Origin of the sequence: Streptomyces chisholmiae, from assembly GCF_031845445.1 — a bacterium.
In the GTDB taxonomy this organism is placed as follows: domain Bacteria; phylum Actinomycetota; class Actinomycetes; order Streptomycetales; family Streptomycetaceae; genus Streptomyces; species Streptomyces chisholmiae.
On the sequence record NZ_JAVREO010000012.1, the window covers coordinates 59,169 to 78,091 of the forward strand.

General features: G+C 73.8%; 16 protein-coding genes and 1 pseudogene. 8 read left to right on the top strand and 9 right to left on the bottom strand.

Features of this window, described 5'->3' with window-relative positions; translation table 11 throughout:
- Positions 1–114 precede the first annotated feature (114 nt).
- Positions 115–1,116, top strand: coding sequence for an alpha/beta hydrolase (locus RM844_RS20200; protein WP_311668703.1), 1,002 nt, complete (start codon positions 115–117; stop codon positions 1,114–1,116).
- A gap of 275 nt (positions 1,117–1,391) precedes the next feature.
- On the opposite strand, the pseudogene RM844_RS20205 reads toward RM844_RS20200, so the two are convergent.
- Positions 1,392–1,808, bottom strand: a pseudogene (locus RM844_RS20205) (transposase); the annotation flags it as partial.
- 439 nt (positions 1,809–2,247) lie between these two features.
- On the opposite strand from RM844_RS20205, the gene RM844_RS20210 reads away from it, so the two are divergent.
- From RM844_RS20210 to tatC, 5 genes are all read left to right on the top strand, one after another.
- The gene (locus RM844_RS20210) at positions 2,248–2,424 is read left to right on the top strand and encodes a hypothetical protein (protein WP_311668704.1); all 177 of its coding nucleotides are present in this window, start codon (positions 2,248–2,250) and stop codon (positions 2,422–2,424) included.
- A gap of 347 nt (positions 2,425–2,771) precedes the next feature.
- The gene (locus RM844_RS20215) at positions 2,772–4,925 is read left to right on the top strand and encodes a hypothetical protein (protein ID WP_311668705.1); all 2,154 of its coding nucleotides are present in this window, start codon (positions 2,772–2,774) and stop codon (positions 4,923–4,925) included.
- 477 nt (positions 4,926–5,402) lie between these two features.
- A complete protein-coding gene (locus RM844_RS20220; RefSeq protein ID WP_394814554.1) occupies positions 5,403–7,739 on the top strand; it encodes a heavy metal translocating P-type ATPase in 2,337 nt (778 codons plus the stop codon).
- 457 nt (positions 7,740–8,196) lie between these two features.
- A complete protein-coding gene (locus RM844_RS20225) occupies positions 8,197–8,979 on the top strand; it encodes an alpha/beta fold hydrolase (protein ID WP_311668706.1) in 783 nt (260 codons plus the stop codon).
- Between the two features lie 57 nt (positions 8,980–9,036).
- The gene (gene tatC, locus RM844_RS20230; RefSeq protein WP_311668707.1) at positions 9,037–9,942 is read left to right on the top strand and encodes a twin-arginine translocase subunit TatC; all 906 of its coding nucleotides are present in this window, start codon (positions 9,037–9,039) and stop codon (positions 9,940–9,942) included.
- Here tatC and RM844_RS20235 read toward each other — a convergent pair.
- On the bottom strand, positions 9,893–10,411 hold the full coding sequence (locus RM844_RS20235; RefSeq protein ID WP_311668708.1) for an STAS domain-containing protein: 519 nt from the start codon (positions 10,409–10,411) through the stop codon (positions 9,893–9,895). The genes tatC and RM844_RS20235 overlap by 50 nt on opposite strands.
- A gap of 361 nt (positions 10,412–10,772) precedes the next feature.
- Positions 10,773–10,967 (bottom strand): hypothetical protein, encoded by a 195-nt coding sequence (locus RM844_RS20240; RefSeq protein ID WP_311668709.1) that lies wholly within the window; start codon positions 10,965–10,967, stop codon positions 10,773–10,775.
- A 110-nt stretch (positions 10,968–11,077) separates the two neighbouring features.
- Between RM844_RS20240 and RM844_RS20245 the strand changes: the two genes are divergently transcribed.
- Together RM844_RS20245 and RM844_RS20250 are read left to right on the top strand one after the other, a co-directional pair.
- Positions 11,078–12,466 (top strand): potassium transporter TrkG, encoded by a 1,389-nt coding sequence (locus tag RM844_RS20245; RefSeq protein ID WP_311668710.1) that lies wholly within the window; start codon positions 11,078–11,080, stop codon positions 12,464–12,466.
- Positions 12,459–13,148 carry a potassium channel family protein gene (locus RM844_RS20250; protein ID WP_311668711.1) on the top strand — a complete coding sequence of 230 codons (690 nt, stop codon included), beginning with the start codon at positions 12,459–12,461 and terminating at the stop codon, positions 13,146–13,148. Before RM844_RS20245 ends, RM844_RS20250 begins: the two co-directional genes overlap by 8 nt.
- Positions 13,149–13,222: 74 nt before the next feature.
- Here the strand turns inward: RM844_RS20250 and RM844_RS20255 are convergent, their stop codons facing one another.
- The 6 genes from RM844_RS20255 to RM844_RS20280 are packed head-to-tail and all read right to left on the bottom strand — an operon-like array spanning position 13,223 to position 18,846.
- Positions 13,223–14,212 (bottom strand): sugar kinase, encoded by a 990-nt coding sequence (locus RM844_RS20255; RefSeq protein ID WP_311668712.1) that lies wholly within the window; start codon positions 14,210–14,212, stop codon positions 13,223–13,225.
- Complete coding sequence (locus RM844_RS20260) at positions 14,209–14,868, bottom strand: bifunctional 4-hydroxy-2-oxoglutarate aldolase/2-dehydro-3-deoxy-phosphogluconate aldolase (protein ID WP_311668713.1); 660 nt, start codon at positions 14,866–14,868, stop codon at positions 14,209–14,211. The genes RM844_RS20255 and RM844_RS20260 overlap by 4 nt, the downstream gene beginning before the upstream one ends.
- Positions 14,865–15,707, bottom strand: coding sequence for a carbohydrate ABC transporter permease (locus RM844_RS20265; protein ID WP_311668714.1), 843 nt, complete (start codon positions 15,705–15,707; stop codon positions 14,865–14,867). Before RM844_RS20265 ends, RM844_RS20260 begins: the two co-directional genes overlap by 4 nt.
- Positions 15,708–15,734: 27 nt before the next feature.
- Positions 15,735–16,715, bottom strand: coding sequence for a carbohydrate ABC transporter permease (locus RM844_RS20270; RefSeq protein ID WP_311668715.1), 981 nt, complete (start codon positions 16,713–16,715; stop codon positions 15,735–15,737).
- Complete coding sequence (locus tag RM844_RS20275; RefSeq protein ID WP_311668716.1) at positions 16,715–17,950, bottom strand: ABC transporter substrate-binding protein; 1,236 nt, start codon at positions 17,948–17,950, stop codon at positions 16,715–16,717. The genes RM844_RS20270 and RM844_RS20275 overlap by 1 nt, the downstream gene beginning before the upstream one ends.
- A 59-nt stretch (positions 17,951–18,009) precedes the next feature.
- The gene (locus RM844_RS20280) at positions 18,010–18,846 is read right to left on the bottom strand and encodes an IclR family transcriptional regulator (RefSeq protein WP_311668717.1); all 837 of its coding nucleotides are present in this window, start codon (positions 18,844–18,846) and stop codon (positions 18,010–18,012) included.
- Positions 18,847–18,923 lie beyond the last annotated feature (77 nt).

Below are 18,923 nucleotides of genomic sequence, written 5' to 3' on the forward strand. Positions count from 1 at the left end.
GTCGAGCAGGCCCACGCCTGACCCACGCGGCCGATCCGCCCGGCCCTGCCGCACGATCGACAAGGTGTTGAAATCCGGATGATGCGAAAGGAGCCGGGGCGCTAGCGTACCCGTATGGATCTTGAACCTGGAAAGACCGTGCCCGCCGTTCCCGTTCCTCTCGATGCCGAACTTCGGGTCGCTTATGACGCCTACCTGGCGGAGGAACCGGATTTGGCGCCGATGACCCCGGAGAAGCTGTCGGTGATCCGCGCGGAGGCCGACGCCGAAGTGGCGGCGCTTGAGGACCTCAGCCAGGGCGGGCGCTTCACCGTCTTCCAGCCCTCGGTGCCCGGCCTGGACGGCGCCCCCGAGATCCCGCTGCTGGTGTGCACCCCCTCCGGCGCGCCCGCATCACGGCCGGCGCTCTACTTCCTCCACGGCGGCGGCTTCTACTGTGGCGATCACCGCACCGAGCTCGACCAGATACTCGAGACGGCCGAGCGGTTCGGGGCCACGCTGATCTCGGTCGGCTACCGGCTCGCGCCCGAGCACCCCTACCCCGCCCAGATCAACGACGCTTACGCCGGTCTGCTGTGGGTCGCCGACCACGCGGACGAACTCGGCGTCGACTCGGAGCGCATCGTCGTCACGGGCTTCAGCGCCGGCGGCACCCTCAGCGCCGCGCTGGCTCTGACCGTGCGCGACAAGGGCGGTCCCCGCCTGCTCGGCCAGCTGCTGATTGCCCCACTGCTCGACGACCGCAACGACAGCGCCTCGGCCCTGCAGATGGACGACGTCGAACTCTTCGACCGCAGCCGCAACAGGTTCGCCTGGAGCTCACTGCTCGGCGACGTCCAGGGCGGGCCTGAAGTGCCGCGGTACGCCGCGCCCGCCCGCGCCACTGACCTGGCCGGCCTGCCGCCCACCTACCTCGACGTCGGCTCCGCCGAGTGCCTGCGCGATGAGATCCTCGCCTACACCGACCGGATCTGGCAGGCCGGCGGCGAAGCCGAGCTGCACGTGTGGCCCGGCGGAATCCACGGTTTCGACCGGAAAGCCCCCGAGGCGCGAATCAGCAAGGCCGCTGTCGCGGCACGCCGCAACTGGCTGGAGCACCTTCTCGCCACCAACTGACGATCCCCTCCGGCGTAGTCGGTCGCGGGATGGACAACGTGCCCGCCAGGCGTCCGTAGCAACGAGGCCGAGGAACCTCGCGACGGAACCCAGGCGGACAGCTGCGTGACACGGAGCCCTCAAGGTTCTGGACCAACAGGTGTCCGGCATCCCGGCTCCGGCAAACCCCGAGGGCATGAGCCTCCATCTCTCGTGCCGGCCCATCGGTTTCTTCGACGGGCCGTTTCGGTTGTTTGAGCTGATGGTGGCCAGGCTGATGGCCCGGCTGTCGCGTCGGTCCAGGGCCAGTGGCGCGCGAACCTCAGATGTCGGCGGCGGGAGGTCGTGACGAGCTGGGCTGCGGCGGGGAAGAGGCGAAGCCGGCGAGGCTCCCACCTGCGGATTTCGCTGCTCAGAGCGAGCACGGGCACCCAGGCCAGCAGGTCGAGAGCGATCTGGACGATCTCCGGCCAGATCTTGTTCTGCGCGGTGTCGTGCAGTGGCAGGCCGCGCGGGCCGGTGGCGCGGGCGTCTCGGACGCGGTCCTCGGCGCGGGCCCGCTGACGGTGTCGCAGTTCGAGCGCGGCGCTCGGGACGCCGGTGGTGTTGGTGGCGAACGTGGTGAGCCGCGGGCCGTCGTCATCGGTGAAGCGCAACTGGGCTCCGGGGTGCGGGCGTTCCTTGCGGACGATCAGTCGCATCCCGTTGGGCCAGCGCTACGAAGCGGTGCCCCCTGGGCAGCAGGCTCTCCCGACCCGGGCACCGGCCACCCGCACACGCGCGTAGCACCCGATAGGCCTCTTCACCTGGAGGGTGCGGCGTTCCTGACCGTGCCAAGACTCTGAACGAGTCCCACCGCGCCAGGTCGGCGGCACCTCTCACGTCGTTGATCACGCGTCGGCCAGCCACGCTCATGACGGCGCGAGGCCAGCTCAGCGCTGGTCACATGTATGCGCGCACAGCCCCGACCGCCCAGCGCGCCGACGGCACGCAGCCGACAGATGTGCTCTGGCAGGCCGAACTGCCGGGCCCGGCGGCACCGACCACCTGCCTACTCGACCAGGCGGCCAGCGACGACGGCGCCCACCGACGCCCTCGACCGGCCCACGGACTGGCACCACCCCACGGCGGCCGGCTGGCGCGTTTCCCGCGGTGCACCGGGCGCCCGTCGCAATCGAGGAGGCGGCAGCCACCTACCGGGGTACGGAATGCGCCACCGACCCCACCGCCGAAGCCCTCCGGGCGGACCGCCTCGAAGCGGCGGCCATCATCGCCCAGGGCTTCCCGGACCTCAGGGACGGCGCCAACCTCGCCCTGGCGGGGCGGTAGACACCGGGGGGCCGGGCCTCCACCCCGGGCACGACGCGGTCGACGAGCGGCCGGCAGCGTAGTCACGCCAGGCGATCCCGTGGTGATGAGCGCGTGCCGGCCCGCCCGACGGTCCGGTGGTCGCCTCGGCGACACGCCTGGCCCTCTCGTCCACCGCGAGCAGGGCTATGCGCCCGCCTGAAGTGGTTGCGGAAGCGTCTCCCGGCATCGCCCCCAACCCGACTTCGTGCGCAAACACCCCTCGGCTAGCATGATTTGCGCACACGCAAACGTGAAGAAGCAACGAATGCCCGCCGGCGCCGCTCCCCCTGCGGAGCGACGCCGGCGGGCGGATGACGGGGGTGGCCGTGTCGGAGGGACGTCGAGAGCGGGACGGGGTGGAGGGGACACCGGACCGGCCGGCCGAGCCATCCGCCACGGCGGTGCGGCGGCGGTTGCGGGGCTGGTGGTGGGGCCCGGCGCTGTTCGGTGGCGCGTTGACGCTGCTGCTGGCCGCCGCCCTCTCCCCCTGGGCCGACCGGCTGTTCGGCGAACTCGACGCCGCCCCCTGGTGGTTGGCGGCGACGGCCGCGCTGGCCGGCCTCGCGGCGTGGACCGGCCCGACCCGCGGTGCGCTGCTGGCCTCGGTGGCCGCCGCGCTCGGCGTGCTCGCCTACGTCCAGGGCGGCGGCCGGGAGGCACCGGCCGAACTCTTCGCCAGCCCGGTCGAACTGGCCCGCTCGGTCACGCCCCTGGCGGTCACCTGCCTCTGTCTGCTCGCCGCCGGGCTCTGCCTGCTGCTGGCCCGCCGCCAGGAGTCCTGGCTGCCGCCGGCCACCCTGGCCGGCCCGCACCGGCGGGCCCGCCGGCTGACCGCCGTGCTGGCCACGGGTGGGCTGCTCGGCGGGCTGCTGGGCGTCGGCGGCGGCTACGCGGCCCAGGCGCTGCAACGGGCCTGGGCCGACGAGCCGTCCCGGGTGGACGCGACCTCCTCCCCCGCCCCGCCCGCCCAGCGCGCTGACGGCATCGAGCTGACGCCCGGCCAGTACCGGGACACCCGTCCCTTCCTCGCGCCCACGGCGGTGCTCTGGCAGGCCAAACTGCCGGGCCCGGCCGCACCGACCACCTGCCTGCTCGACCAGGCCGCTAGCGACAGCGACGACGACACCCCGCCGGTGGCGCGCGGCACGCTGGTCTCGGTCGATCCGGGCGACGACGCGTCCGCGGTGATCGGCTACGACACCGCCGACGGGACCGAGCGCTGGCGCTACACCGTGCGCCACCCCGCCGACCGGGAGGTCGTCGACGCGCCCGATGTCCGCGACCACCCCGGCCGGCTCGGCCAGGTCGGCGTCTCCGAGCTGTGCACGGTGCACGTGGTGGCGGACGAGCGGACGTTGGTCACCCTCGACGGCGACACCGGCGAGGTGCTGCGGGAGACCCCGCTGCCACCCGCCGGCGAACGGTTCGCCGACCCCACCAGGAACTGGATGTTCCTCACCGGCACCCATCCGATCGCCACCGACCCGGGTGAGGAGGGCTCGCCCTTCGACTGGCGGCCGGTGATCGCGCTGGGCCACGGCACGGGGTTCTTCCTGGCCTCCCCCGACCTGCTGCTCGAACTGGCCCAGCCCACCGGCGAGGTGGTGTCCGTGGGCCGCGACCAGCAGGAGTGCCGGCGGTCGGTCACCCCCGTCGAGGCGCCGGCCGGCGCCCGCCCGTCCCCCGACGATCCCCGGCCGCTGCTGCTCACCCAGGGCTGCGCCCTTGGCGGGTACAGCGAAGTCCCGGCCCCACCCGGGCAGTTCGACCCGGACGACGCCGACTCTCCCGCCCGGGAGCCGCACCGCGCGCCGACCGCCCCGTTCCGGCAGGTCAGCACGCTCGGCTGCGAGGAAGCGCCGCGGATCGCCGACTTCGGCGGCACCATGGGCGGGGCCCTGCTGACCGGCACCTGGTGCCGGGACCGCGCGTATCTGCTCGCCGAGACGAGCGCCTCGGGCGACTTCCTGGTGGCCGAGTTGCCCGCGGGCACGGAGCCGCCGCTGCGCCCGATGAGCGCGCGGGGCACCGAGTTCGAGGCGGTGTGGCTCGACGGCGGCACACTGTACGGGCTGCACCGGCACGGGGGCGAGCAGCTCCACACGGAGGGCGGGCAGTACTACCGCGCCGGCGCGTACGGGCCGGTGGAGACCGGGGCGGAGCCACTGGAGGCGGTGCTGGTCGGCGAGGTGCCCGGCACGCTGTTCCCCGCGCCGCTGTTGGCGTACGCCGTGACGGCGTCCGGCGACGTGCTGGCGCTGGAGCAGGACGGGGTCGGGGTGGACGAGCAGGGTGAGGTGGTGTGGACGGCGGCCGCCGAACCGGCGATGACGCCGTACGCCGAGCTGCCGGGCGTCGCGGACACCTGCGCCGGCGACCGCCGGCTCACCGTGGACCGGGCCGGGCTCAACCTGCTGACCTGGTGCGAGACACCGGACGGCGCGGTGGTGACGGCCATCGCGGCCGAACGCCCCTCGTGAGAACGACGAGGTCACGGGCTGATCTGCCGTCCACCGGCCCGCCGCGTCCGCAGAGGGGTGACCGGCACCGCCGTGCTCACCACGGACAGCTGAGAGCGGCTCCGAGGACGCTCCTCACCATGCCGGGGCGGTGAAAGCGCCTGGCCCACGTGCAGCCGCGTGGGTCCCCACAACCCGTTCAGCGCAGATGAACGCAGCGCGCGTTTGGGTCGACGGCCGCGCCGTTCACCGCAGCGAGGGAACGCGCCTGCCCCGTTCGGATCAGCCTGCCGATTGCGGTGCCGGCCAGGACAGTTGGCGGCGCGCCCAGGCCGCCCTCGGGCGGATCGCCACCGCCCGGGGTCGCAGGCGTCCGGGAGGCGGACATTCGGGCGCGCGGCGCGGGCCCTTCCACGCCCGCGGGAGTCCGCCGGGGTCTGATGTGAGGGCTGACGGGCCAGCCGTCGGTGACGTCGGAGCCCGTGTGAAGAGGTGCCCATGGTCCCGTCCGCTCCTCCCGCTTCTAGCCATGAGGTCGCTCACCGCCGGAGGCATCCGGTGGAAGAGGGCCTCACCATGGTGACGGGCACCTGTCTGGCGGCTGGGGCCGTCTGTTGGTGGGTGGGTGCCGCAACGGCCGCCGACGTGCTGTGGTCGGTAGGCACCGTCTGCGGGCTGCTTCCGGCCCTGGTCTGGGTGGGCCTGGCGGTCCGTCGGGGGCGCACCGGCGTGGACCTGATCGCGGTGTTGGCCCTGGCCGGCTCGTTGGCGGTCGGCGAGTACCTGGCGGGGGCGCTGATCGCGCTGATGCTGGCCACCGGCCGCTGGCTGGAGTCGGCGGCCGAGCAGCGCGCGGCACATGACCTGCGGGCCCTGGTGGAACGCGCGCCCCGCTCGGCCCGCCGGCGGTCGGCCACCGGGGTGGTGACCGTGCCGCTCGGTCAGGTCGGTCCCGATGACGTCCTGGTGGTGGGGCCGGGTGAGGCCGTGCCGGTGGACGGTCGGGTGGTCGGCCCCACCGCGGTACTGGACGAGTCGGCGCTGACCGGGGAGCCGGAACTCGTCGAACGCGCCGAGGGGGATCGGGTCCGCAGCGGCTCGGTGAACGGCGGGGACGTCTTCGAGATTCGGGCGACGTCCACCGAGGCCGACAGCGCCTACGCGGAGATCGTCCGTCTGGCGCGGCAGGCCGGCGCGGAGGGCGCCCCGGTGGTCCGGCTCGCGGACCGGTACGCCGCCTGGTTCGTCCCCGTGTCCCTGGCGATCTGCGGCCTGGCCTGGCTGTTGAGCGGGGATCCGGTGCGGGCCGTGGCGGTCCTGGTGGTGGCGACGCCGTGTCCCCTGTTGCTCGCCGCTCCGGTGGCGATCGTCTCCGGCCTGGCGCGCGCGGCGAGAAGGGGCGTGGTGGTGCGGGACGGGGGCGCGCTGGAGCGGCTGGGGCACGCGCGCACGGTGGTGTTGGACAAGACCGGCACGCTCACCGCCGGACGGCCATGGGTGACGGAGGTGGCGGTCGCGGCGGGCTGGACGGCGGGGCGGGTGCTGCGGATGGCCGCGTCGGTCGACCAGTACTCCCCGCACGTGCTCGCCCGGGCGCTGGTCGACGAGGCGCGGAGCCGCTCGTTGGAGTTGTCGGCGGCCCGGGAGGTGGCGGAGGAGCCGGGGCGCGGCGCACGCGGGGTGGTGGAAGGCGCGGTGGTCAGCGTGGGGCGTCGGGAGGAGGGCGGCGGAGAGCCGCCGGCGTGGGCGCGGGCCGCCGAGAACCGGGCCGTGTTGGACGGGGCGGCGGTGGTGTGGGTCGCGGTGGACGAAGACCTGGTCGGGGCCGTGCTGTTGAAAGATCCGCTGCGCACCGACGCGCCACGCACCGTCCGCCGGCTGCGCGAGGCGGGCATCCGCAGGATCCTGATGCTCACCGGCGATCGCCCGACCCCCGCCCGGGAGATCGCCACCGTGCTGGGGCTGGACGAGGTGCGAGCCGAGCAGAGCCCGCCGCAGAAGGTGGACTCGGTCCGCTCGGAACAGGACGCGGCGGTCACCGTGATGGTGGGGGACGGGGTGAACGACGCGCCGGCACTCGCCGCCGCGGACATCGGCGTCGCGATGGGGGCCACCGGGGCCGGCGCCTCCTCCGAGGCCGCCGACGTGGTGCTGACCACCGACCGCGTCGACCGGTTGGCGGACGCGGTGACCATCGCGGGCCGCGCCCGGCGGATCGCGGTGCAGAGCGCCGTGGGTGGAATGGCGCTGTCGCTGGCGGCCATGGTGGTGGCCGCGTTCGGCCTGCTGCCGCCGGCGGCCGGCGCGTTGGCCCAGGAGTGCATCGACGTGGCGGTGATCCTCAACGCCTTGCGGGTCCTGCGGAGCGCCGAACGGCGGGTCGAACCCGGCACGCGGGACCTGCTGCGGCGCTTCGCGGCGGAGCACGAGAGGCTGCGGGAGGTCATCGAGGCGACGCGGCAGGCGGCGGAGGCGCTCTCCACGAGCGACCCGGCCGAGGCGTTGCCGGCGGTGCGCCAGGTCGAACGGCTGCTGCGGGAACGGCTGCTGCCACACGAGCGGGCCGAGGAACACGAGCTGTATCCCGCGCTGGCCGCCTGGTTGGGCAGCGCCGAGGCGACGGCGACCATGAGCCGGGCCCACCTGGAGATCGAGGGGCTGACGAACCGGCTCACCCGACACCTCGCGCTGGCCGACCAGACCGGCCCCGAGGGAACCACCGGCCTGCGTCCCGAACAGATCAGCGATCTGCGGGACTGCCTCTACGGTCTGCACGCCGTGCTGCGCCTGCACTTCGCGCAGGAGGAGGAGAACTACTTCTCCCTCGACGAGTGACCGGGCATCCAAGGGGGGCCCGCCGGCCCCCGCCTTGCACCGAGCTGTCGGGGCGCGCGTGGGCTCCAGGGCGATGTCCGTGTCGTCACCCACGAGGCGGCGCCACCCGGTCGCCGGACCCGGTTCCCGGATGTCTCGTCGGCGCGCCGCCTGGGCCCGGGCGACGCACCTGGCCAGAGGGGGCGGGCAGCGGCTACAGTCGCCGCAGCGCGCCCGTGGGAGCGCTGGTGTGCCGGGAAGCCTGGTCGGCGTGGAAGTGATGCTGTCCACGACCGATGTTCAGGAGCCTTCGATGAGGCGTGCGCACGACGGCGCGGGACGCGCGAGATCCCCCAGGTCTACCCCTGACGCGGGGGTTCGGACGAGTGACATCTACCGCGGCTCCGGGCCACGGCTGGCTGTCGAACGGTGGTGCGCGGAGCGGCTGGCGCGGTGGCCGCTCCCCCACCGGACCACGGTGTTCCCGACGAGGCTGGGCCGCACCCACCTCGTCAGCGCGGGGGACGAGGCCCGGGCTGACGGGGCGCCCCGGGTGCTGTTCGTGCCGGGCACCAACTTCAACGCCGCCACCAGCCTGTCGCTGCTGGCGGCCCTGGCCGAGCGTTGGCCCACCCACGTGGCGGACGTGCCCGGGCAGCCGGGGCTCAGCGGACCCGAACGGCCCAGGTCCCAGCGGTTGTTGGCCTACGGGCAGTGGCTCGGCGAGGTCCTGGACCAGCTGGGGCCGCAGCCGGTCGTGGTGCTGGGCCACTCGCTCGGCGGCGGCATCGCCCTGGCGTGCGACAGCCCGCGGATCGCGGGCCGGGTGCTGGTCTCGCCCGCCGGCGTGACACGGCTGCGGGTCACGGGCGGACTGCTCGCGGCCACCGTGCCCTGGCTGGCCCGGCCCACCGAGGCACGCAGCGCGCGCCTGCTGCGGCAGATGTCCGGGCCCGGTGCCCGCCCGGCGGCGGAGCTGGTCGACTGGATGACGCTGCTGGCCCGGTCCTGTCGCTCCAGCCTGGCGCCCGCCCCGCTGCCTGGGTGGGCGTTGGCCGGCGACGGGCCGACCCTGGTGGCCACCGGGGAGCACGACGTCTTCCTGCCGCCGGCCCGACTGGCCTCGGCCGTCGAGCGGCGCCTCCGGACGCCGGTGCGGATACTGCCCGGGGTCGGCCACCTGGTGGCGGAGGAACGCCCCGAGACCGTGGTCGGTCTCGTGGAGTCCGCGCTGAACGGCCGGGCCGGCGACGGCCGTTGACGAGCACCGCCGCGTGACCAGCTGGATGACGACCGTCTCGGGAGACGAGGATCAGGGATGCCCAGAACGCAGTCGGCACGGAGCAAGAACCCGGAAGGGCGGATGTCGCTCACCGAGCACCTGCGGGAGCTGCGCAACCGGCTCGGGATCGCCGTTGTCGCGGTGGTCGTCGTCGCGATCGGGGCGGCGTTCTTCGCCAAGGACATCATGGCCTTCCTGACTGAGCCGGTGCCCATGTGCGCGTACGGCGATCCCGACGCCGGGGAGGGGCGGTGCGCGGTCCTGTCCCAGAACGGGCTGACCGCCCCGTTCGCCACCTATCTCCGGGTGTCCCTGCTGGTGGGGCTGATCGGGGCCTCCCCCGTCTGGCTCTACCAGTGCTGGGCGTTCCTCGCGCCGGGCCTGCACCGGAACGAGAAGAAGTACAGCCGCGTCGTGGTGGCGGTGGGCGTGCCGCTGTTTCTGGCGGGGACCTACCTCGCGTACTGGCTGCTGCCCCGTGCGATCCCGGTGCTGCTGAGCTTCAGTGCGGACCAGGCGCAGAACTTCGTCACGGTCGAGGAGGTCCTCGACTTCACCCTGCGGCTGGCTCTGGTCTTCGGGATCTCCTTCGAACTGCCACTGCTGCTGGTGCTGTTGAACTTCGCCGGGGTGGTCACCGGGCAGCGCATGATCAGCTGGTGGCGCTGGATGGTGCTCGGCATCGCGGTCTTCGCCGCCGCCGTCACCCCGAACGACCTGATGTCGATGGCCGTTCTCCAGATCGCCGTGACCGGCCTGTACTTCCTCGCCTGCGGTATCGCGCTGCTCAACGACCGACGCCGGCGCCGCGCCGACCCGGACGCGGAGCTGAGCGACGAGGAGGCATCCCGGCTCGACCTGATGCCGGAGCCGGTGGCCCGACCCGACCGGGTCAGCGCCGACGAGGGGCCCGCCTCGCCAGGCGACGCCAGCGGGACCTGAGCCACCGGGGGCCGCCTGCCCCGGCGGTCGGCCGCGCCCCGCCGATCACCCGCACCAGCCGGGGCAGGCCGACCGAGCGGAGCATGGTGTGCACCTGGTGCGTGGGGCAGGTCAACACGAGGGCGACACCGCGTTGTCGGGACACCCGGGCGGCCTCGAAGAAGGCCCAGGTTCCCGCCCGGTGCAGGGTGGTGACCCGCGCCAGGTCGATCTCCACTATCGCCGGCTCGCCCTCCACCGCGGTGATCAGCCGCCGCGCCACCCGCCGGGCGTTGCCCCGGTGCACGCGCCCCCGCAGCCGCACGACGGTCCAGTCCCCGGCGCCGTCGTCGATCACCACGCAGTCCCGGGCGGCGCGGACCGCGCGCCACCCCAGCAGGGCCGCGCCCACCAGGCCAGCGACGGCCGCGAGCAGGAGCACGCCACGCGCGAGGCCGGCCTCGGACCGGGCCGCGAGCGCTCCCGTCACGCCGGCGAGGGCGAGCGCGCCGCCGCCTCCGAGCCATCGGTGCGGCGGTGTCACCGGCCGCCCCCGACCGGTTTGGCGGGCCGGCGGCGGGCGGGGAAGGTGACGGCGCGCACGAGAGGAGGCGGCATCAGTGGGGCTCCCAGGGATCGACGGACTGACCGCCGACCAGGCTTCCCGGCTCACCTGACGGCGACCCTATCCCAGGGCGCGGCGGCTTCGAGGGGGACACCACGGCCCCGGGCTGCCGGAGCTTCCCGTGCCTACCGGGGTCGGTCCGGCGCTCCGCCTCCCGCCCGGCAGCCGCGTCCGCTCCCGCGGCATGGCGTCCGCCGAGTCGGCGGGCGCCACACGGCGGGCCGGTTCAGGCCGCGGAGACGTCGCGGCGGCGCAGCGCCAGCAACCCCGACCAGGACAGCCCTGCGGCGACGACCAACAGGCCCAGGACCGGGGCGAGTTCGAAGTCTCCGGCGGGCAGGGCGGGGACATGGCCGAAGGGTGAGAGGCCGCGTGTCCAGTCGGGGAGCCCGATGATCTGCCCCAGGTAGACGGCCCCCACGGCATAGCCGGGCAGCAGCCAGGCCAGGGCCGCGACGCAACGAGCCCCGGCACGCGAGGTGGCCGGGGTCGAGCACGGGATTCCGCACCCGGGATGCCTATCCTCTCCCCGTGCGACTCATCCCCGGGCGGGAGCGCGCCACGTCGGCGCCGGACCTGACGAAGCGGAGGCGGCCGCGCCTGCGCCATCCCGCCCAGGTGCTCGTCGCCGCGTTCTTCGCCGTACTCATGGCCGGGGCCGGGCTGTTGTGCCTGCCGGTTGCCTCCACGGGCCCCGGCGGTGCTGACTTCCTGGACGCGTTGTTCACCTCGGCGTCCGCCGTCTGTGTCACCGGGCTGATCGTGGTCGACACCCCGGCACACTGGAGTGGCTTCGGGCAGGGCGTGATCCTGGTCCTCATCCAGCTCGGCGGCCTCGGCGTGATGACGTTCGCCTCGCTGCTGGTCCTGCTGGTCTCCCACCGGCTGCGCCTGCGGGCCCGGCTGACCGCGGCCGCCGAGACCAAGTCCCTGGGGCCGGGGGACGTCCGCGGCGTGGTCTTCGGCGTGGTCAAGGTCAGCCTCCTCCTGGAGGCGATCACCGCGTTGGTCCTGCTGACCCGGTTCGCCACCGCCTATGACGAGCCGCTCCCCCGGGCGCTCTGGCTGGGCGTCTTCCACGCCGTCTCCGCCTTCAACAACGCCGGCTTCGCCCTCTACTCCGACAACCTGATGGGCTTCACCACCGACCCGTGGATCTGCCTGCCCATCACGTTCGCGGTCGTCGCCGGGGGCCTGGGCTTCCCCGTGCTGCTCGAACTGCGCCGGCGGTGGCGCACCCCACGCAGGTGGTCCCTGCACACCAGGATCGTCGTCTGGGCCACCTGCGCCTTCATCGTCGGTGGCAGCGTCTTCGTCACGGCCCTGGAGTGGGACAACCCCCACACCCTTGGCCCGCTGAGCGTCCCCGGCAAACTGCTGGCCGGTCTCTTCCAGGGGGTGATGCCGCGCACCGCGGGCTTCAACAGCGTCGACATCGCGGAGATGAATCCGGCCACCTGGCTGGGCGTGGACGTGCTGATGTTCGTCGGCGGAGCGAGCGCGGGGACCGCCGGCGGCATCAAGATCACCACCTTCGCCGTGCTGCTGGTCGCCGTCTACGCCGAGGTCCGCGGCGAGGACAGCGCCAACATCTTCCACCGCCGCCTCCAGCGGGGGGTCGAGCGTCAGGCGCTCACCGTCGTCCTCCTCGGTGCGGCCGCCGTGGTCCTCTCCACCCTGGTGCTCCTCACCCGCACCAGCCACAACCTCGACCAGTCGCTTTTCGAAGTCGTCTCGGCCTTCGGCACCGTGGGCCTGTCCACCGGCATCACCGCGGACCTGCCGGGCCTCGAGCAACTCCTGCTGATCGTGCTGATGTTCGTCGGCCGGCTCGGCCCGATCACCGTCGCCTCAGCACTCGCCCTGCGCCACCGCGTGCGCCTCTACCAACTGCCCGAGGAGCGACCCATCATTGGCTAGGAACCGGACCTCCAGAAAGCACCGCGCGGCACCGCAGGACACCGTCGTCGTCATCGGCCTCGGCCGCTTCGGCCGCGCCCTCGCCCTTGAACTCGTCGAGGAGGACACCGAGGTGCTGGGCATCGACGCGAGCGCGGAGGTCGTCCAGTCCCTGGCCGGCTCCCTCACCCACGTGGTGCGCGCGGACGCCACCAAGGAGGAGGCGCTGCGGCAACTGGGCGTCCACGAGTTCGACCGCGCCGTCGTCGGCATAGGGTCCAACCTGGAATCCAGCATCCTCACCACCTCCCTGCTGCTCTCCTTCGGCATCACCCACGTGTGGGCGAAGGCCATCAGCGACGCCCACGGCCGCATCCTCACCCAGCTCGGCGTCGACCATGTCGTCTATCCCGAACACGACATGGGCCAGCGCGTCGCGCACCTGGTGCGCGGCCGGATGCTCGACTACGTCGAGTTCGAGGAGGACTTCGCGATGGTCAAGACCAAACCGCCGGCCGACATCGTGGGACTGCCGCTGGGCAACAGCGCCGTCCGCTCCCGCCACGGCGTCACCGTGGTGGCCATCAAACGCCCCGGCGAGGACTTCACCTACGCCACCGCGGAAACGGTCGTGCGGGCCGACGACACCATCATCGTGGCCGGCCGCAACCGGGCCACGGAGCGGTTCAGCGAACTGCGCTGACCGGCGACACCGGGCCGGGCGCCCCACCCCCGGGCCGGCGGTCGTGCCGGCCCGGGGCGGGGTGCCGGTAGGGGTCAGGGGCGGCCGGGTGGTGGGGTGAGGGCGGCGGCCAGCAGGCGGCGGGCGGTGGGCGGGTCGGGCAGGCCCTCGGTGTCGCCGGGGTGGGCGACGACGCCGGCGGCGATCCGGGCGCCCAGGTCGGCGGCGGGCAGCGGGCCGGCGCCGGCGAGCCGCCCGGCGAGGTAGCCGCCGAGGAAGGCGTCGCCGGCACCGACCGTGTCGACGGCCCGGGTGGGGTGCGCGGGCACGTGCCGCGGGCCCTCGTCCCAGAGCCAGCAGCCGCGTTCGCCGCCCTTGAGCACCGTCTCGCCGACGCCGGCGGCGGCGGCCCGGGCCAGCACCTCGGCGGGGTCGGTGGTGTCGAACAGCGGACCCGACTCGTCGTCACCGAGCAGCAGCAGGTCGACGTGCGGCAGCAGCCGCCGCATGGTGGCCAGTGCCTCGTCGATACCGAGGGCGGGGCGCAGGTTCACATCCAGCACCACGGCGGTGCCGGCCGCCGCCGCCTGCCCGGCCAGCCGCTCCAGCAGCCGCCGGGGGCCGGCGCCCAGGGCGGCGGTCAGGCCCGAGACGACCACCGCCCGGGGCGCGTCGTGGCCGGTGAGGAGCGCGGCGGCGGGCGCGTCGAGGGCCGAGGCGGCCGAACCGGCCCGGTAGTAGGTGACCCGGCGGGCCCCGTCGGCGGGGGTCTCGCGCAGGAACAGGCCGGTCGGCCGGGCCGGGTCGACGCGCAGCAGCCGGTCGGCGACGCCGAGTTCGCGCACGGCGCGCCGGACCCGCCGCCCGGGGGCGTCATCCCCCACGGCGGAGAGGAACGCGGCCCGGCCGCCGAGCCGGGCCACGGCGGCGCACACGTTCAGCTCGGCGCCGGCGACGGAGACCGACAGGGCGTCGGCCTCCTCGATCGGCGCCGGGGGCGGCGCCTGGAGGAGCAGCATCGCCTCGCCGACGCCGACCACGTCGAGCCGGCCGCCGAGCGGTTCGGGGCGCGGCGGCCAGGTCACGGGGTGCCCCCGGCGTGCTGCGCGGCGCCGGCCTGCCAGGCGCCGGTCAGGGCGGCGGCCCGGGCGCGCAGGCCGTCGAAGTCGCCGGTGGCGGTGACCCGGTCGGAGACCAGGTGGCCGCCCACGCCGACCGCGTGGCAGCCCAGGGCGGCGTAGCTGCGGGCGGCGGCCGCGTCGACGCCGCCGGTCGGCACCAGCGGGATGTCGGGCAGCGGCGCCTGGACGGCCCTGACGTAGGCCGGCCCGCCGACCGCGTCAACGGGGAAGACCTTGACCGCCGCGGCGCCCAGCCGCCAGGCGGTGTCGATCTCGGTCGGGGTCAGGGCGCCGCAGAGCACCGGCACGCCGGCCTCGCCGGCGGTCTCCAGGACGGCCGCCGAGGTGGTCGGGGTGACCAGGAACTGGGCGCCGGCGCGCACCGCGCGGCGGGCCTCGTCGGGGGTGCGGACGGTGCCGGCGCCGACGGCGGCGGCCCCGCCCGCCGCCCGCCAGCGGGCGATGGCCGCCTCGGCGCCCGGCGTGGTGAGGGTGATCTCCAGGGCGGGGACGCCGGCGTCCTCCAGCGCGGTGCGGATCGCGTCCGGCGGGGCGGTGCGCAGCCGCACGATGGCGACGACGCCGGCCGGGGCCGTCGCGGGGTTCCCGAGGGTGGTCATCCCTTCACCGCCCCGGAGGCCATGCCCTTGGTCAGGAAGGGTTCAAGGAGCAGGAAGAGGATGATCATCGGCACCATGGAGATCAGGCCGACGGCCATCAGGCCGGACCAGTCGACGCTGAACTCGCCGATGAAGGAGGCGATGCCGACGGTGACGGTCCAGCCGTCGGGGTTGCCCATCAGGGTGCGGGCGAAGAGGAAGTCGCCCCAGGTGAGGATCGACGCGTAGGTGAAGGTCGCGGCGATGCCGGGCTTGAGCAGCGGGACGACGACCCGCCACAGCGCGCCGGCCCGGCCGCAGCCGTCGATCATCGCGGCCTGTTCGATCTCCCTGGGGACGGCGTCCACGAAGCCCTTCATCAGCCAGGTGGTGAACGGGACGGTCGCGGCGGTGTTGACCAGGGTGACCGACCAGAGGTTGTTGACCATGCCGAGGTTGGCGAAGAGCACGAAGATCGGGATGATCAGCAGGGTGCCGGGCAGCATCCGGCTGAACAGCAGGGTGAAGCCCATCGCCTGCTGGCCCTTGCTGCGGAAGCGGGAGAGGCTGTAGCCGCCGAGCGTGCTGACCACGGTGGAGATGATGGCGGCGCCGAGGGTGGTGACCGTCGAGTTCCACATCCACTCCAGGACGGGCACGTCCCGCAGCACGGAGGCGTAGGCGTCGAGCGAGGCGGCGTCGGCGGGCGGCAGCAGCGGCGGTTCGGAGACCAGCAGCCGTTCGGAGGGGACGATCGAGGTCATGATCATCCAGTAGATGGGGAACATCAGCACGGCGGTGACCGCGATCGCCAGCGCGAGCAGCGACCACCGGCGGTGCCGGGAGAGGGTGGTGGACATGGGGTGCTCCTGTGGTGACGGGCCGGGTCAGCCGAACTCGCGGCGCACGGACCGACCCGCGGCCTTCAGCAGGGCGCCGCAGATCGCCATGGTCACGATCCCGAGGGCGGCGGCGGTGCCCATCTCGAAGAACTGGAAGGCCTCGTTGTAGATGCGGATGGCGAGGGTCTGGGTGGCGTCGTTGGGGCCCCCGCCGGTGAGCGGGAAGATGAAGTCGAACTCGCGGAAGACGCCGATGCCGGTGATCACGATGGCCAGCGAGGAGGCGGTGCGGATGGCGGGCCAGGTGACGTGGGTGAACTGCCGCAGCGGCGACGCCCCGTCCACCCGGGCGGCTTCGTAGAGTTCGTTGGGCACCGACTGGAGCTGGGCCAGCAGCACCAGGATGAAGAACGGGTAGTACTTCCAGATCGTCGGCAGGATGACGGCGAACATGGCGGTGTTGGAGTCGACCAGCCAGGCCACGTTCTCGTCGATGATCCCGACCGTGCGCAGCAGGTAGTTGACGACGCCGTAGGAGGCGTCGAGCATCCAGCTGAACGCCGCGGCCACCACCACGCCGGGCACCGCCCAGGGCAGCAGCACCAGGGGGCGGATGATCCGGCGGCCGGGGAAGGCCCTGTTGAGCAGCAGGGCCAGGCCCAGGCCGAGGGCGAACGCGGGGAGCACCACGCCCAGGGTGTAGACCATCGACCGCACGATGTCGTTGACCAGCCCTGGGTCGGTCAGGATGTCGCCGTAGTTGTCGAGGGTGAGCGGGTTCTGCTCCAGGTTGAGCAGGTCGGAGATCTGGCCGCCGCGCAGGCTGAGGTCGATCGCCACGTAGAGCGGGTAGGCCATCAGCAGGCCGACGACGGCCAGGGTCGGCGAGAGCGTCAGGTAGGCGAAGAGGTTGCGGCGGCGGTGCTCGCGGCGCAGCTCGGCCGGGGTCTCCGGGGCGGTTGACGCGCCGCGCCCGGCGGACTTCCGGAGCCCTCTGCGCTGAGGGTGCTGCGGTGGGGTGGTCATCAGGACTCCATGGCGTCTTCGAGCTCGTCCTGCAGGTGGGCGGCGATGGACGCGGTCGACTCGTTGGTGGTGATCAGGGAGGTGGCGGCGGCGGAGACGAGGTCGCTGATCCGGCCGAACCGCTCCCGGTGCGCCTGGTGGCCGGGGAAGATCGACACGGCCTCGTCCGCCAGCTGCTGGAAGAGCGCCAGCTCCGGCGTCTCGGCGACGGCGCGGTCGGTGACCGAGCCCTCCCGGGGTGCCGGGTTGGTGGTCACCTCGGTGTAGCGGCGCTGCCACCTGGGGCTGGCGGCCAGCTTGATCAGCTCCCAGGCGGCGTCCGCCGTGGCCGGGTCGAGACCGGCGGGCAGGTGGACGCTGTTGGAGACGCCGCCGGGGACCTGGGGGAAGGGCGCGCGGGCGACCTTGAGGTCGGGGCGGACCGCCTCGCTGGCGTTGTCGAGTTCGGTGAGGAAGAACGGGCCGTCCAGCAGCATGGCGATCTTCCCGGTGAGGAAGAGCTCGTTGCGCTGCTGGGACTGGATGCCCTTGGGCGCCTGGGCGAGGGCGCGGCGGTAGTGGTCGAGGCCGGCGATCGCGCCTTCGCTGTCGGCGGTGAACCCGCCGTCGTCCGTGGACAGGGCGGCCCCGCCGCCGACGACGAAGGCGGCCAGCTCGGTGTAGTTGTCGGGATTGGGGGCGGTGGTGGCGCCGAAGCCGTAGATCCCGTCGCCGGTGATCGCCTCGGCGGCCGCGATCAGCTCCTCCGGGGTGGTCGGGACGCCGGCGCCGACGGATTCCAGCAGCCGCTCGTTGTAGTACAGGGTGTAGCCGTAGCCGAGCAGCAGGACGCCGTGGTCCTCGCCGTCCAGCAGCATCTCCTCCTGCAACGGGGTCCAGGTGCGCGGGATGTCGGTGTCCGCGAGGCGGTCCGCCAGCGAGCTGAGCCAGCCTCGGCCGGCGAACTCGGCGGCGTTGCGCGCCGGGAGGTGGGTGATCTCGGGGCGGTCGTTGGCGGCGAACCGGATGGTCAGCTGGTCGACGTAGCTGTCGTAGGGCAGCGGGTAGAAGTCCACCCGCACGTCGGGGTGGGTGCGTTCGAACTCGGCGATCACCTCCCGCCACCAGACCGCGAAGGTGCCCTCGTTGGCCTGCCAGGAGGGGAACTCCAGCACGGTCTTCCCGTCCGACCTGCCGCCGGAGCCACAGCCGGCGAGCGCCGCGCCCGCGGCGGCGGCCAGCCCCAGGGAGAGCACGCTCCGCCGGGTGGGTCCGGCGGCTCTGGACGGCGTCCGGCCGTCGCGCCAGGCCCGCATCAGGCGGCCCCGCCCGATGTGCGCGGGGCGCCGGCGGCCGGCCCGCCGTGCGGGGGGTAGACGGCGGGGCCGGTGTAGCCCAGCGCCGTGCTGACCTCGTCGGCGGTCTCGATGACCCGGCCGGCCAGCTCCGCCTCGCGGTGGTCCAGGTCGATGGCCGACAGCGAGCCGGAGATGGAGATGGCGGCGACCACCTCCCCGCCGGCGTCCCGGATCGGCGCCGCCACGCAGGCGCGGCCCAGGGCGAGTTCCTCGACCTCGGTGGCGTAGCCGCGGGCGACGACCAGCTCGACCTGCGCGTCCAGCTCCCGGTGGCCGTCGACGGTGCGGCCGGTGAACCGGGGCAGCTCGGGCAGCAGCGCCCGCCGCTCCTCCGGGGTGGTGCCGACCAGCAGGCACTTGCCCATGCCGGTGGCGTGCAGGGCGTTGCGCTGGCCGGCCAGCGTCATGGCCTTGGGGGCCAGCGCGCCCTCGTAGTTGGCGAGGTAGAAGACGGTGCCGCGGTGCAGGACGGAGACGTTGACGCCGAGGCCGAGCTGGGCGGCGGCCTCCTGGGCGTGCGGCCGGGAGGCGCGGTAGACCGGGTGCTGGTTGAGCGCGGAGCCGGCCAGGGTGATCAGCCCGGTGCCGAGCCGGTAGAGGCCGGACTCGGGGTCGCGCTCCACGTATTCGAGGGCTTCGAGCGTCGCCAGCATGCGGGAGGTCGTGGACTGGCCGAGCCCGGCGCGGGCGACGACATCGGCGACGCGGAGCGGCCGGCCGTCGTGGAACGCGGCGAGGACGGCGGCCGCGCGCTCCACGCTCTGGTTGGTGCTCGTACCTTGCTCAGCGGCCATGGTCTGCTCTCCTGCATCCGAAACACTTGCGTTGCGCAACGGATATTGCATTAAGGTATCCGCAGATTGCAAGGGTT